This is a genomic window from Haloarcula vallismortis ATCC 29715, from assembly GCF_000337775.1.
Taxonomy (GTDB): Archaea; Halobacteriota; Halobacteria; order Halobacteriales; family Haloarculaceae; genus Haloarcula; species Haloarcula vallismortis.
Genome location: NZ_AOLQ01000065.1, coordinates 289635 through 302533, shown reverse-complemented (window position 1 = coordinate 302533; position 12899 = coordinate 289635). Strand labels below are relative to the sequence as shown.

Annotated in this window: 9 protein-coding genes and 1 tRNA gene; 5 read left to right on the top strand and 5 right to left on the bottom strand. The window is 57.8% G+C overall.

The genetic code is table 11. From position 1 onward, the window contains the following. Positions 1-1370: 1370 nt before the first annotated feature. The gene (locus C437_RS16390) at positions 1371-2078 is read left to right on the top strand and encodes a LolA-like protein (protein WP_004518114.1); all 708 of its coding nucleotides are present in this window, start codon (positions 1371-1373) and stop codon (positions 2076-2078) included. Positions 2079-2128: 50 nt separating this feature from the next. Here the strand turns inward: C437_RS16390 and C437_RS16385 are convergent, their stop codons facing one another. From C437_RS16385 to C437_RS16375, 3 genes are all read right to left on the bottom strand, one after another. Next, positions 2129-2695, bottom strand: a complete 567-nt coding sequence (locus C437_RS16385; protein ID WP_004518113.1) for a hypothetical protein — start codon at positions 2693-2695, stop codon at positions 2129-2131. Between the two features lie 234 nt (positions 2696-2929). Continuing rightward, positions 2930-3718, bottom strand: coding sequence for a M14 family metallopeptidase (locus C437_RS16380; RefSeq protein ID WP_004518112.1), 789 nt, complete (start codon positions 3716-3718; stop codon positions 2930-2932). Positions 3719-3763: 45 nt separating this feature from the next. Beyond that, positions 3764-4246: a DUF309 domain-containing protein gene (locus C437_RS16375; protein WP_004518111.1), complete on the bottom strand. Its 483-nt coding sequence runs from the start codon at positions 4244-4246 to the stop codon at positions 3764-3766. A gap of 200 nt (positions 4247-4446) precedes the next feature. On the opposite strand from C437_RS16375, the gene C437_RS16370 reads away from it, so the two are divergent. The 3 genes from C437_RS16370 to C437_RS16360 all read left to right on the top strand — a co-directional run bounded on the left by C437_RS16370 (position 4447) and on the right by C437_RS16360 (position 8468). After that, positions 4447-4530 (top strand) — tRNA-Leu (locus C437_RS16370). Positions 4531-5206: 676 nt separating this feature from the next. Continuing rightward, positions 5207-6481 (top strand): hypothetical protein, encoded by a 1275-nt coding sequence (locus tag C437_RS16365; protein ID WP_004518110.1) that lies wholly within the window; start codon positions 5207-5209, stop codon positions 6479-6481. A 325-nt stretch (positions 6482-6806) separates the two neighbouring features. Beyond that, entirely contained in the window at positions 6807-8468 is a 1662-nt protein-coding gene (locus tag C437_RS16360; protein WP_079992068.1) for a PGF-CTERM sorting domain-containing protein, read from the top strand. Positions 8469-8843: 375 nt separating this feature from the next. On the opposite strand, the gene C437_RS16355 is transcribed toward C437_RS16360, so the two are convergent. Together C437_RS16355 and C437_RS16350 are read right to left on the bottom strand one after the other, a co-directional pair. Next, complete coding sequence (locus C437_RS16355; RefSeq protein ID WP_241431700.1) at positions 8844-9314, bottom strand: metal-dependent hydrolase; 471 nt, start codon at positions 9312-9314, stop codon at positions 8844-8846. A gap of 178 nt (positions 9315-9492) precedes the next feature. Beyond that, positions 9493-10506 (bottom strand): DUF1616 domain-containing protein, encoded by a 1014-nt coding sequence (locus tag C437_RS16350; protein WP_004518107.1) that lies wholly within the window; start codon positions 10504-10506, stop codon positions 9493-9495. 206 nt (positions 10507-10712) lie between these two features. Here C437_RS16350 and C437_RS16345 point away from each other — a divergent pair, with 206 nt between their 5' ends. After that, complete coding sequence (locus C437_RS16345; RefSeq protein ID WP_049919859.1) at positions 10713-12791, top strand: hypothetical protein; 2079 nt, start codon at positions 10713-10715, stop codon at positions 12789-12791. The last annotated feature ends 108 nt before the right edge of the window (positions 12792-12899 follow it).

Below are 12899 nucleotides of genomic sequence, written 5' to 3'. Positions count from 1 at the left end.
GCGCAACCGAGGTGTGAGGCCTAACTAAAGACGAATGATCGGTTGCATTCGGTCCGTTACTCCGCAGCTATGTTTGTCACATGGTGTCCCGAACTGGAACGACGAACAGCCACTCACTGTACCCCTTCCTAACTACCAGTAGCGGCGCTTTCCTGCCGGTTTTGGAATCTAAGTTGAACATTCGGTGATGGGGTGGTTTTCATAATCGGCGCTGACGGCCGCAAGAACACTTCCATCGACGAGGGAGAGGAAGAACTAGGACGCAGTCACCGTGGTGAGGACGGCCAGTAGTCACCCGGTGGGATTACGATCTGTACGGAGCGGGCGGCTGCCTCCTGATTCGTGTTTCTGACGACGGGCGGTAGTCGCCACTACGTCTATTCCTGCTAATCGCCAGACGGGAACCGATTATGACTAGCTCAGGTGGGGAGTTTGACGGCCGATTCAGGCAGGTTGAGGGACGATCTTGGTTTCTGTATTCCGCATTTCAGCCGTGCTTACGGCTTTGATGTCGGGATTCTGTGTTTCGATGGGATTCGTCATAGCCTGAACGGAACAGAGTATAGAACGTTTCTTGCGGCCTTTGAACCCGATTATGAGAATTTGCTACGTGTTTCGCTGTAATGTCTTACTGGGCAAGCTGTTCCTCAGCAGTGACTACTACTCGACGCAGTCGAAATCTTAGGATACTGTAGGAGTGGTCTCGTAACCTGACGGGAAACATAGTGTCAAGGATAGAGGCGAGAGATTGAAACCCACAAACCAACCGAACGCCGTCCTTTGTCGATTTCCGGGTGTCCAACCCAGATGCCTCCCACCGAAAGAACGTGCGTGGCCGCTGTCGAACCTAGCTAAACCGGTGGACTGACCAGTCGGCAGATATCGGAGCTGAACGACCAAAACTTCTGATATCGGATGACAGAGCCTTTGTCGAAGCCAGTTTTGACACACCGAGAACTGCGAAATATATATTTCTATTATAGTTAGGACATAATCGGATTTCTAACCTTGGTCGATGTCTTGCGATTCGAACTAACCTTAGAAATAGTAGAAATTAGAATATGTTTTGTGAAATCGATTTCAGTTTCCAACGGAGAGCCCCGACTGCTCCAGCTCTGGATTGTTACTGTTCGCTTGCCAATCTGTCGTGCTCGGCGATGGGAAGCTAAGGACTACCAGAGACGAGTTGGTCCATTCTACCGGGGATTATCCCACGGTTGTCCTATCGAGAATGGGCCGATTTGTAGCGATTGTCCTGTGATAAGTCAGACCCGCGACGTTTTTGAAACGAGGGTGAACAAACATAGCGTATGCGACGATTGCTCCTCGCTGTGTGCTTCGTGTCCCTCCTCGCCGGGTGTGGTACATTCATGAGTGATAGCCCGCCGCCGAGCGACGAGCGAGCTGTCGCGGCTGTCGAGGAGGCGAATCGTTCGATAGCCCCAGTCGAAGCGTACCGATTCAAAATGGACATGCAGGTGACTGCGTCGGATGGCGACCAGTCGCGAACGCTGAGCGTCGATGGAAGCGGTGCGGTGAACGTCTCCGCGAAACGGATGCAGGCGACGACACGGATGCAAGACCAGACAGTCAAGTCCTACGTCGACGGCTACAGGGCGTACCAGGGCTGTCAGGACCCCTGGGGCGGCTACGCTGTCGAGAACGTCTCGCGCTCCGAACCGTGGGCGACCGCGACGCCGCTCCACCGGCAAGTGCTGCTGTTCGAGCGCTCGAATGTGTACTGGCGTGGTAACAAGACCCTTGAGGGCAACCGGACTATTCTCGTCACGGCGTCCCCGAGCGCTGACACCATCGAATCACTCATCGACCGCCGACAGGCTGGCGACATGGATCTAAACCGTGGCTCGCTTGAGAACGCGACAGCACGACTGTGGCTTGACCCGGATACGAACCGCCCCGTACAGTCGGAACTTACCATAGAAATCTCACAGCGTGGAGCGACCGCAACCGCGACGATTACCGTTCAGTACAGTGAGTACGGCGAACCAACCGCCATCTCGATTCCGCCGGACGTGGACGACGACCCCTACAAACTCGGGTGTCCCGGGGCTAGCTGATCCACTTGATGACACCACTGCTGTCAGGTAGACCAGGGACGATTGACCGCTCAGTCCGACCAACTCTCGTACAGGTCTCGTCCGACTACGCCCAGACCGACGAGCGTGATGAGATTGAGGAGGAAGCCACCGACGACTGGAATCGCAAAGGGGACGGCCAGTAACAGTCCGCCAGCGACGCCGTCTGTTGCGCTAACGGTCCCGTCATTGCCGAGAACCGAGTTACCGACCCAGACGGCAGTAATGCCGGTGCCGATGATACCGAGGACACCGATGAGGAGCAATCCGGGGATCGAGATCAGCGCGCCGATAACTGTCAGTGCGAGTATCACCAGCCCGATAGGGACCAAAATACCGACGAGGATACCCCAGCCGATTGCACCGCCGAGGTTGTCCTGAATCTCTCGCACGGCGTTAGTCGTGTACGTCGGGCCAATAGCGGCGGCTGCGGCGCCCAGTACTGCGAGAATGGCGAACCCGACGCCGAACCGGATGACGACGTTGAGGGCTGGATCACCGACGCCGCCTGAGGCCGTAGACTGTGCTGTTGCGACCCCGGAGAGCCCGAGTACGGCGAGCAGACTCCCGAGGCTACTGACGGCTTGCTTGGAGGGCATAGTAGCATTTGTCCCGTTTCAACCGTGGTTGTAAACCTCTTCTGCATGTATAGAATTTGTCATAGTAGCGCTACCGTGTGTGGTGCTATTTCGGTGAGCGTCCAGACAACGGCAAAAAGAGCAGACAGAGTCGGCCGATGGCGGACGGAGCGGTAGTTTCAGTAGCTCATTGGACGGCTACGCTTTCGTCAGTGATTCGACAGAGGTACAGTCGGACCACAGCACAACCCAAGATCAGTCCAACATTCCGATCCGATCCGCGGTAAACCCGAACACGTCCTCGTAGCCGTAGGCTGAGAGCAAAACCGGGTGGAACGGCTCCTCGGCAACGATGGTTTTGTCGTCGGCCGCTGCTACAGGGTCGCCTTCGGGTACCGGCTCGAAGTTCCTGACAAATACCTCGTACTGGTTGGCCGCTGCCTTCGGAATCGGCTCGCCGAGTTGGAACACTGGCAGTGACGTCTCTCGCTGTGGAGGTGACTCAGCGGTAACACCGGTAGCAGCGAGGAACTCCCGGATGACCTGCGCTGCGTTCTCAGCGGCTTCAGCAGAGCCTTGATAGCCACACTCGACTTCGAGAACAGAGTCTACTGTCGCGATCATTCGCCCCTCATTTGCGCCTTTCGTCTGTACGACGGCGTCCACGGAAAGCACGCTACAGAGGGCTTCCATCTCTGGCGTGAGCTCGTCGACAAGGGCAAACATTCCATCGTAAGACTGCGTGGAGTGCAGCGAAAGCACGGTGCAGTCACGGAGCTCAGACGTAATAGTCGCGGCTAACCGTGTTTCACGGGACTCGCTGTCGGCGTCGCCGGGGAACGAGCGATTGAGGTCTGTATCGAGATACCGCTTGTTTTCCTGGAGGGCGGCCTCATTCGCGATAATAAACTTGACAGGGCGCTCAACCGCAGGCGGGTCGGCAAGGACGGCTTCGATGCCGTCCCGGCCGCACGGTTCGTCGCCGTGGATGCTCCCCACGATGGCCACCTCTGGATCCCCATCTCCCAGTTGCTCGATTCGCATCTACCCGTGCTAACACTTCCAGCCTTTAGAATTATCCGGATTCAGTCAGTGTTCGAGTGACTCCGCAAACTCGATGTCCTCCGGGCGACACGTCGGGTACTCGCCGTCGAGGCGGATCTGCCAGCCGTGCAGCGCCGTCGGGTCCGACAGCGCGTTCGTGACCGTCGTCCGCACGTCAAGCAGGTCGACGCCATAGTAGTCGTTGGGGACGCCACGAAAGTACTGCAGCGACGTGCGAAACAGCGACCGCATCCCGTCGTCGTCCTCGAAGTCGAAGTGCTTGTACGCACCGGCGGCGACCTGCACCATTCCGTGGAGGAATTTGCTCTCCGTGTTCCCGCGGCCGTAGTTGTACCACTCGTCTTCGAAGCAGTCGTGTGATTCGTGGAACTCCCCGGAGTTGTAGAGGCGGACCCCGTGGACCACGGCCCGTCTGAGCGTCTCGTGTTCCCACTGACCGTCGGTCCGCCATCCCGATGGGTTCCCGTCGGGGGCCTCGACGGTCGGGTCACGCGTGTGGTCGTCCATGCGTACACTACCAGTTCACGGTGGGTCAAACCACCGGTTCTGTCGGTTACAGTAGGTACTAGAATGTAGTGCAGACCTGATCACATGACAGCACCCGCTTTCAGTGTGCCGGGAAATTCGATTGTCCCATCGTCTGGCCCCGAGTCGCTTCCGTACGACATTTATACTGCACCACCGTGTGTACCGAATGCAATACGCGTGCGAGGGTAGCCAAGCCAGGAAACGGCGGCGGACTCAAGATCCGCTCCCGTAGGGGTCCAAGGGTTCAAATCCCTTCCCTCGCACTGTTGGACCGACACGGTCCCTCACAAACAGTGAGCGGCCATCGTCATGGTCGCGAGGACGCCGCCGACTCCGGTGGTACCTCGCGAAAGAGACGGGAGCCGATCGGTGCCGGAAGACTCGCACGGAGCGATCTTCCCTCGCAATTTTCCGACCCGACGTGGCAGAGAGAGGCATCCGCGATGTGGACCACCGTGGTGTGGTTCCGCTAAGCGCTCGTTGTGACTGAATTCTGACGGCGTTTCTCATGTGATAATTTGCTCGAAAACCGGGCTGATATCATGCCTCCGACTACTCAACGGGATCGGGTACCATTGTGACGCCACGTCTCTGAGCAGTCCTCGGTGACCGTCCTGTACCGCCTGCTTAGCAAAGCCGGAGCTCTGCTAAACTGTACCAGATTTCCTCAGTTAGTATAGCAGTTAACATAGCTTACAGCTATTGAATTGTCACATACACTGTTTTGAGGGTAGTTCATCATTTTATCATCCGATAATTATCAAAAAGGTATGATTAAAATTCTATATTCAATTTAACTCCAGTTTGTATGTTTTATGCCTCTAGAGCACTTCTTGAGCTATCTAGTTAGTGTCACTGCACAAGAAATATACCAAAGCCATCAGTAATGTTTCAGCAATGGTAAAAACGCCAATACTAAAGCCGGCTGTTGTCTTCGTGATGGCAGTCGCACTGGTGCTCGCTGGTCCGTTATCAGTGATGTCCACCGTCGGGGCAACTCCTGTCGCCGAGAGTCAGTCGATATCGGTAACTGAAAACGTCGACGTGTGGGAACGGTCCCCGCTCACGCTCCGAACGACGTCGGAGGGGCCAACGACGGTAGCGGCACCGCAGTCGTTCATCAACGTCGAATCGGCCGCAACCGGTGACTTGCCGCTTAACAAGCGGACGGTGACGATCCACGAGCGCAACGAGTCGATAAACATGTCCTTCGAACCGAGGATCGGTGCCGGGACGAGGTCACTCGCTGGCGACGAGGCGCAACTGCTCGCTGTCAAATTGGATGAGGCACCGACCACCGAAGGTGCAAACACCAGCGACATCTCGAGCTCACTCGGGGACCTCTTCGCAAACAATTCGAATATCACGACGGCAGAGTTACTCGATGACGCAGAGGGCGTCGGTGAAATCGGTGCTGAGGGTGAACTGAACGCGTCCTATACTCCCGAGTCAGGCGGAGTGTACGGCTTCGTGCTGGTGACTGTGGATGAGGGTGACGAGGGGCTATCGGTGTCGGATGGCAACGTCTCCGTCAACGGGAACGTGACTGTTGTCGGCGTCGAGCAAGCGATTGTACAGGACAACGCTTCAACCGTCGAACCGACTCAGAATCCGGTCACTCCCGGTGACAACGTTACGCTGGATGTCGACACCGAAATCGAGGACGAAAACGCCACGCACGCAGTGGCACTGGTGAGACGCGGCGAACTGCAACGGCAGTCAAGCACAGTGACCGTGTCTGGCGAGCTAAACGAGAGCTTCAGTCCGGACCAGATCACTGTGGACAATTCCTTTGACAACGTCAGTGGTGTTGCGACAGTCGGAGGCAACACCAGTATCGAAGGCATCAATCTCTCCGGAAATCAGTCGCTACCTGCAATCGGGTTACAGGGTGTATTCGGCATGGTAGTCTCTGAAGCTGAATCGGATGCCGACGGCGACGTCATCCATGCTTCCGCGACGGTCGTCAGCGCTGACTCTGATGCCAACGTAACAGTCCAGACGCTGGATTCCTGGCCAAACGGCGCGTACCAGTACATCCACGTCGCAGTCGGTACCGAGTCCGGAACTATCAACTCGGATACCGGCACAGTGGCACTGAGTCCGGGCGGCGGCCCTGAAAACGGTGGCGGCCCGGACAACGGCGGCGGCCCCCCAGATTCCGCTGCTGGAACGAATGCCACTGGTAACGACGACGGAAACGGGGCAGAATAACTGAACGGTCGATAGTCACGGACTGCGTCGGTCAAACAAACCATACATTTCGTCATCGGGCGTCACTGGGCGTATCCGACCTCATAGTAATCTATTGGGATATCTATATTTTCTCCGGACATGCCATCAGCTGGATGGCGTCGAACAGTCAATTTCTGCACAACCTGCATTAATCCAAACAGGCACGCACCGAGACACGATTCAGCGATCGCAACATACAGCCTTGGGACAGTGTCTACGTGTCCTATAACCGTCATATGACACTGTGTATCGTCGAATGTCACTGCATAAGAATTATACCGCGTCCTTTCGAAAAAATTCAATAATGTATAAAACACCAAACGGGAAACACACTGTAATTTGTGCGATTACAGTGCTGCTGGTGTTAGCCGCTCCCCTGTCGGTAACGTCAGCGGCGGCAACGCCAGTGGATGACGGACAAACGACGGCAGTGACGGAAAACGTGGATGTCTGGGAGCGGTCACTGCTCCCGCTTCGGACATCCTCCACCGGCCCCACGGCGATAGCAGCCCCACAGACGTACATCAACATTGAATCCGCCCAGACCGGTGATGTTCCCCTCAATAGAGAGGAGTACACGATCCACCAGGCAGGCGAATCAGTGGATCTCACGTTCGAATCAACGACAGGGGCTGGAACCACGGGAGTTGCCGGCGACGAGGCACAACTGCTTGCTGTCAGACTCTCCGAGGACCCAACTGCGGCCGGGTTTAGCGAAGGAAGCGCCAGAACCGATCTAGCCAGTATCTTTACCAACGACTCCAACGCCAACTCGGTCGAACTGTTAGATGACGCGGAAGGGGTCGGCTCGATAGATGACAACGGTGTGCTCGAAACCTCGTACACGCCTGACGCCGGCGGTGCGTACGGCTTCATTCTGGTCACCGTCGATGACGGAGAGGGCCTGTCAGTTTCGGACAACAACGTTTCAGCCGATGGAAACGTGACCGTTGTCGGAGTCGAGCAAACGCTGGTTCAGGAGAGCCCTGCCACGGTCAATGCGGCTGCCAACGACGTTGCCGCTGGCAACAACGTCTCGCTCGATATCGAGACTGAACTGGAAGACGACTCTGTCACGCACGCCGTATTGTTGTTCGACGAGAACGAACTCCAACAGCGGACGAGCACCGTCCGGGTAACCGGTGACATCGATGAGGATTTCTCGGAAGATCAGGTCACGGTAGAGAACTCCTTTGATGGCGTCAACGGTGTCTCATCGGTCGATGACGACGCCACCCTCACCGGAGACTCGACGGCAGTGGAGGCGATGCCGTCGGCAGGACTCGTCGGCCTGTTCGGATTCGTTCTCTCCGAAGCATCGCCAGAGTCGACCGGTGACGACGTGCTACATGCCTCGGCGACGACGGTATCCGGTGCCTCCGATACCACTGTCGATGTCGAAACCCTGGACTCCTGGACAAACGGAACCTACACATACGTTCACATCGCCGTTGGCGAGGACTCCAACGAGATCAACTCCGCTACCGGGACAATCACACTGTCGCAGTCGAACGAAACCGATGGCGGCGACGGAAACGACGACGGCGGTAACAGTGGCGGTGGCGACGACGGCGATGATGGCGATAACAACGACGGCGACGATGACGGCGACAATAATGGCGGTAGCAACGACGGCAATAGTAACAGTGGCGGTAGCAACGACGGCGATAACGACAGCGATAGCGGAGACGACAACTCCGATAGTGAGGGCACTGAGGACGAATCGACGACCGATACTGCAGACCAAACCACCACGGACGACAGCACGGAAATAGAGGACGAAGGTGGGCAGACCGAAACGACCACGACCGCAGATGATGGTGGTGGTGCCCAGCAACCCGACGATACCGCCACAGCTGGAACCGAAGGTTCAGTCGAGACCACGAGCTCAAGCGGTCCCGGGTTCACCGTACTCGTCGCGGTGCTAGCACTGCTAGGTGCCGGGTTTCTGGCGCGTCGAGACTAACGAACTCTCCCAGTTTACTTGGCGATTTTGTTTATTTTCTGCGACGACTTTCTCTCTACTGTGCACCCTTAGGAGGCACTTTGTGAAATCGTTGAACTATCCGGTCACTAGCGATTGCTGATACAGTATTGCTGAAAGGGGCAATTTAATCTTATTTTACAGATAATATGCGACTGTAAGGTTTACACTGGGAGACTACGCAAAGCCATCTCGTGCGGCGAGACTCAAGTGCATCAGCTGCAATGCACCGGTCGTACGCACCGTTGACTTTCATTCCACGGTAGTTGGACGGGCAGCGACGATATCTGACGAACAACTTGAAGTCCATCACTGGGGAGTCGTCACTCCAGCAGGCGACAACCGTTGAGTGGAGTGTTAGCGCGGTGGTATTTCGGCGAAGCTCCGGCCGTGCCGCTGGTACACCGTCGCGAGGCTGTAGCTGATTGCCAGTCCGAAAACGGCCATGGGGACGACAAGTGAGAGCAGACTGTCTGGCGAATGCGCCGCAAACGACGGCGTTCTATCGGGGTTCGCCGCCGACAACGGCCAGAACAGGTTTGGGAAGAAGTAGTACTCCGTCCCGAGCCACACGATGGGATAGAAGTCGCCGGCGATGTGCGAGAGGTAGCCAGCGGAAAACACCGCGGCGGACCGCACATAGCCCCAGCGTGCAGCCAGTAGCACAACGACAGTGAGCATCGGGAGCGAGACGACCAGCGAATGGGCCAGCATTCGCCCGCTCGGAAGGAGAGCGACTGTCCACGCGAGCGGCTTATCGATTATGTCCGGGAGTTGCGTCGCGACAAGCAGGAGTAGTACCATCGCCCAGACGGGAGGCGACGCCACCGGACCACCGTATACACTGCCAGCGGGATAGCTGCAAGGAGAAAGTGGCCTGCGGGGTACACTGTGAGGCGAATGATCCGAGAAACTAAAAGCTGTTCGCCGGGTTCGGCGTGCAAAGGGCAGGCAGTGGGTTAGCCCAGTTATACCGCGGGTAGCGCTACTCTCTGTGAGAAACTGGTCAGCCGGTTACGTTCACCCAGAGATGGACTTCCCGGTACGCGGTCGACTGGTTCACGCTCTCAGGCGGTGGGCCACGGTACAACAGGTACTGGAGACGGAGCCTGTCGCCAGTCATTCTGGGTGTCACTTCGTGTTGGCGCTGCCAGGTCTCGTTGTGACCTAGAGTCGGCTGGAAACGCCGCAATTCCGACCGTTCCCGAACGCGAGTCTGATTGCCGATACGCTCGACGCGCTGTAATTCGGCGATAACGGTGTAATCAGTCTGCTCGTGTTCCTGATTGCCGATACCGACGATCAGCGAGCGGCCCTCTCCCTGCTGAAACTCTGTCGGATAACCGTCAGCAACGAGCTCCCCGTCTTCGTCTTCTGTCAGCAGGTAGAACTCGCTGAACCGCTCGCCATCTTTCGGCACTGTGACGGCGTATCCGACGCTGGCGGCCGCAAGTAAGATGCTAAGAACCAACAGTACATTCAGGACCGCGTCTGTCCGCGAAGCCGGCGAGAACAGTTCATCACGTCCGGCACTGAGCCACGCACGGCAGGGGACACGAAACCGTTCGTCAGCGGGCAACGCCCACCGTCGGACGGCCGCGACAGCGGTCAACACGAGCGTCAGCCCGCTAAGCGAGACGAGAATCGGAAGCAGGCGGATGCCCCACGGCGTGAAGTTCAACACCAGACCGACCAGTGGAACGAGCGCGATGCTGAGGCCGAACGAGAGTGCGGTCCGCTCGATACCGTCGATTCCGTCGGCCTGTGGCCCCAAATCGGTCTCATCGTCGGCCGTGGGGCCGCTCCCGGCCTCCGGAAACAGCGCTGCAATAAACGCATAGCCGGGAACGAAGAGGACAAACACGAGTCCAAAGATGATGCGGACCGGCGTGTCGGAGATGACTGGCAGCAGGGCAGCCAGATTCGTCAGAATCACCACGCCGATAACGCCTGCCAGATCGGCCGGGAGGTGGCGGAGTTGACGTGGCAAGAGTAGTTTCCACGTCTGGGTTTCAGCCATTAGCAATGAGTCATGTCGGCGTGGTAAAAAAATAGCTGATTGCGTCGTTTTCTATCACGGCACCCGACTGGGACTTTCGGTGAGTCAACCGAACGCATTTTATCAAACCAGCGGAATAACTCGGTGTGTTCCGGAGCCAGTCGTGGGCCGTGCTTGTCACCCTGACAATACTTGGACTTACAGCGGGCGCTGGTGGGGTGGCGGCGATGGGAACCGACGACGGGGGTCCGGCTCTGAACCGGCAGGTGGAGACGCCGACGGACGACAACGAGACGCAACAGGAAAACCCGGACTCGGTATCAGACGGCGAGTACAGCGACGAAACGGCCGCCTGGTTAGCCCGGACAATGGGGGGGCAGCTAGAAAACAGCAGTATTGCGCTGTCGAACGACCAGTACGACCAAGCCCGCTCGGTCCTCGGCGACGACTACGACAAGCGCTTAGAACAGTACGTCGAGGTTGCTGGTGACACATCGTCGGATACGGACGACACCGCCGCGAAGGAGTTTGAAGCCGCGCGCGAGAACCAGCGGAATCTCACGGATGAGGTCCAGCGGTACCGGCAACAGTACGCGGCGTATCAGACAGCACGCGAACGCGGTGACGAACGCGAGGCCCGGATTACGGCGCGTGCGATGGAGCGAACGGCATCGAACATCAGCGACAGGAGCGAAGCACTGAACCAGAACCTCGAACGGATCGAGAACACCACGTCTGTCGACCTCTCTTCGGGACAGACTGAGATTAACGAGACGACAGCGGAGATATCGGCAACACAGGCGAGTGTCCGTGAAGAGACGCTCGTCGGCACGACGCTCACGGTGCAGGCGATAGATTCGACTGCATCGTTTAGCGACCCCGGAACGGTCTTCGGTCAGATACAGACTGAGAACGGCTCGGTCATCGCAGACGAAGCAATCGAACTCAGAATCGAGAACCGGACACAGACCGTGCAGACGGATTCGGGCGGCGTGTTTGAAACGCAGTACCAGCCACGTGCAGCTACACTCGGGTCACAATCCATCTCAATTGAGTACGTTCCAGATACTGACTCGGTGTACCTGTCCGACAACGCCACGTTCACAATCGACGTACAACAGGTGACGCCGGACGTGACGAGCGAAACTTCAACGGAGACGGTGAGATACGGCGACCGGTTCAATGCTACAACGTCCGTGAGCGTCGAGTCAGCCGGTGTCGATGAGGTACCAGTCGAATTCGCCATTGACGGGGCCGTGGTTGCACGGACGACAACCGGACCGAACGGCACCGCCACAGAAACGATTCGACTCCCGGCATCGATAAATGACGGCGACCGGCGGGTTGTAGCTCGGATTCCGTATGAGAACCGAGCCATTGCGGGCGTCCAGTCAGAAACCCCTATTGTCGTCGCCGAGACCCGAACGACCCTCTTACTGAATGCATCACGCGCGGCCGATGGGATCATCGTCGAGGGGCAACTCCGGACCGTTGATGGCGACACCGTGGCGGGTCGTCCGGTACGCCTGCAGACCGATGCGGGCGGCACACAGCGAGTCGAGACGACCCGGAATGGCTCGTTCCGGACCAGTCTCGAAAATCCGCCGAGCAACGAGTCAGTTACTGTTATAGCCACATTCGACGAGCCACAATCTAATCTCGGTAACGCGACTGCAACGGCAACGCTGACAGCCGGGTCCGGTGGCGGCAACCCACCTGTCGGCTCCGACTCGGACAGTGACCTGCTTATCGATACACTGGTGGCGATACTGCTCGGCTCTGACGAGCGGCCGGCAGCCGGCTTCGGAAACGGGATCATCGGCTACAGCTGGCTGCCCGTCGTCGGTGGCGGGGCGGCGCTTACAGTTGTCGGCGCAGCTTGGTTTGTCGTATCACGAATCCGCCAACCCCGAGAGACGGACTCGACTGTGCCAGCGGCGGCAGCTGAGGTGTCGATGAGTGGACCCGATCAGACGGCGACACAACCGGATACGACGACTCCGACGTTCGAGGACCGTGTCGAGACGCATCTTGACAGCGGGAACTACGACGCCGCAGCGATGGTCGCGTACACTGCTGTCCACGATGCGCTAGCGGCGAAAAACGGGCTCGGCGAGGGGGTTACACACTGGGAACTCCTTCAGCGAAGCCGGGAGCACGGCGTTCCGGAGGAACAGATGACGGCTCTCGAAACGGTGGTCGAAGCCTTTGAGACGGCAGCATTTGCACCATCGTCGGTTGATCCAGCGCGTGCGGAGGCAGCCGTCGAGCGCGCCCGCGAGTTCAGATCGAACGGGGACCCATAACCCGCTGGTCGTCTCCCTCCAGCCGACTTGCTTAACGCGTTGGACCGGGTCCAGCCGCTTCTGTTCACCGAGTCGGGCAAGGTTCTGGCGGGGGCTAGCGGTATCTGT

What these genes read in the sequence shown, in the direction of transcription:
- C437_RS16360 (WP_079992068.1), top strand. Translation starts at nt 6,807, where the DNA reads ATGTATAAAACACCAAACGGGAAACACACTGTAATTTGTGCGATTACA.
- C437_RS16350 (WP_004518107.1), bottom strand. Translation starts at nt 10,506, where the DNA reads ATGGCTGAAACCCAGACGTGGAAACTACTCTTGCCACGTCAACTCCGC.
- C437_RS16375 (WP_004518111.1), bottom strand. Translation starts at nt 4,246, where the DNA reads ATGGACGACCACACGCGTGACCCGACCGTCGAGGCCCCCGACGGGAAC.
- C437_RS16390 (WP_004518114.1), top strand. Translation starts at nt 1,371, where the DNA reads ATGAGTGATAGCCCGCCGCCGAGCGACGAGCGAGCTGTCGCGGCTGTC.
- C437_RS16385 (WP_004518113.1), bottom strand. Translation starts at nt 2,695, where the DNA reads ATGCCCTCCAAGCAAGCCGTCAGTAGCCTCGGGAGTCTGCTCGCCGTA.
- C437_RS16345 (WP_049919859.1), top strand. Translation starts at nt 10,713, where the DNA reads ATGGGAACCGACGACGGGGGTCCGGCTCTGAACCGGCAGGTGGAGACG.
- C437_RS16365 (WP_004518110.1), top strand. Translation starts at nt 5,207, where the DNA reads ATGGCAGTCGCACTGGTGCTCGCTGGTCCGTTATCAGTGATGTCCACC.
- C437_RS16380 (WP_004518112.1), bottom strand. Translation starts at nt 3,718, where the DNA reads ATGCGAATCGAGCAACTGGGAGATGGGGATCCAGAGGTGGCCATCGTG.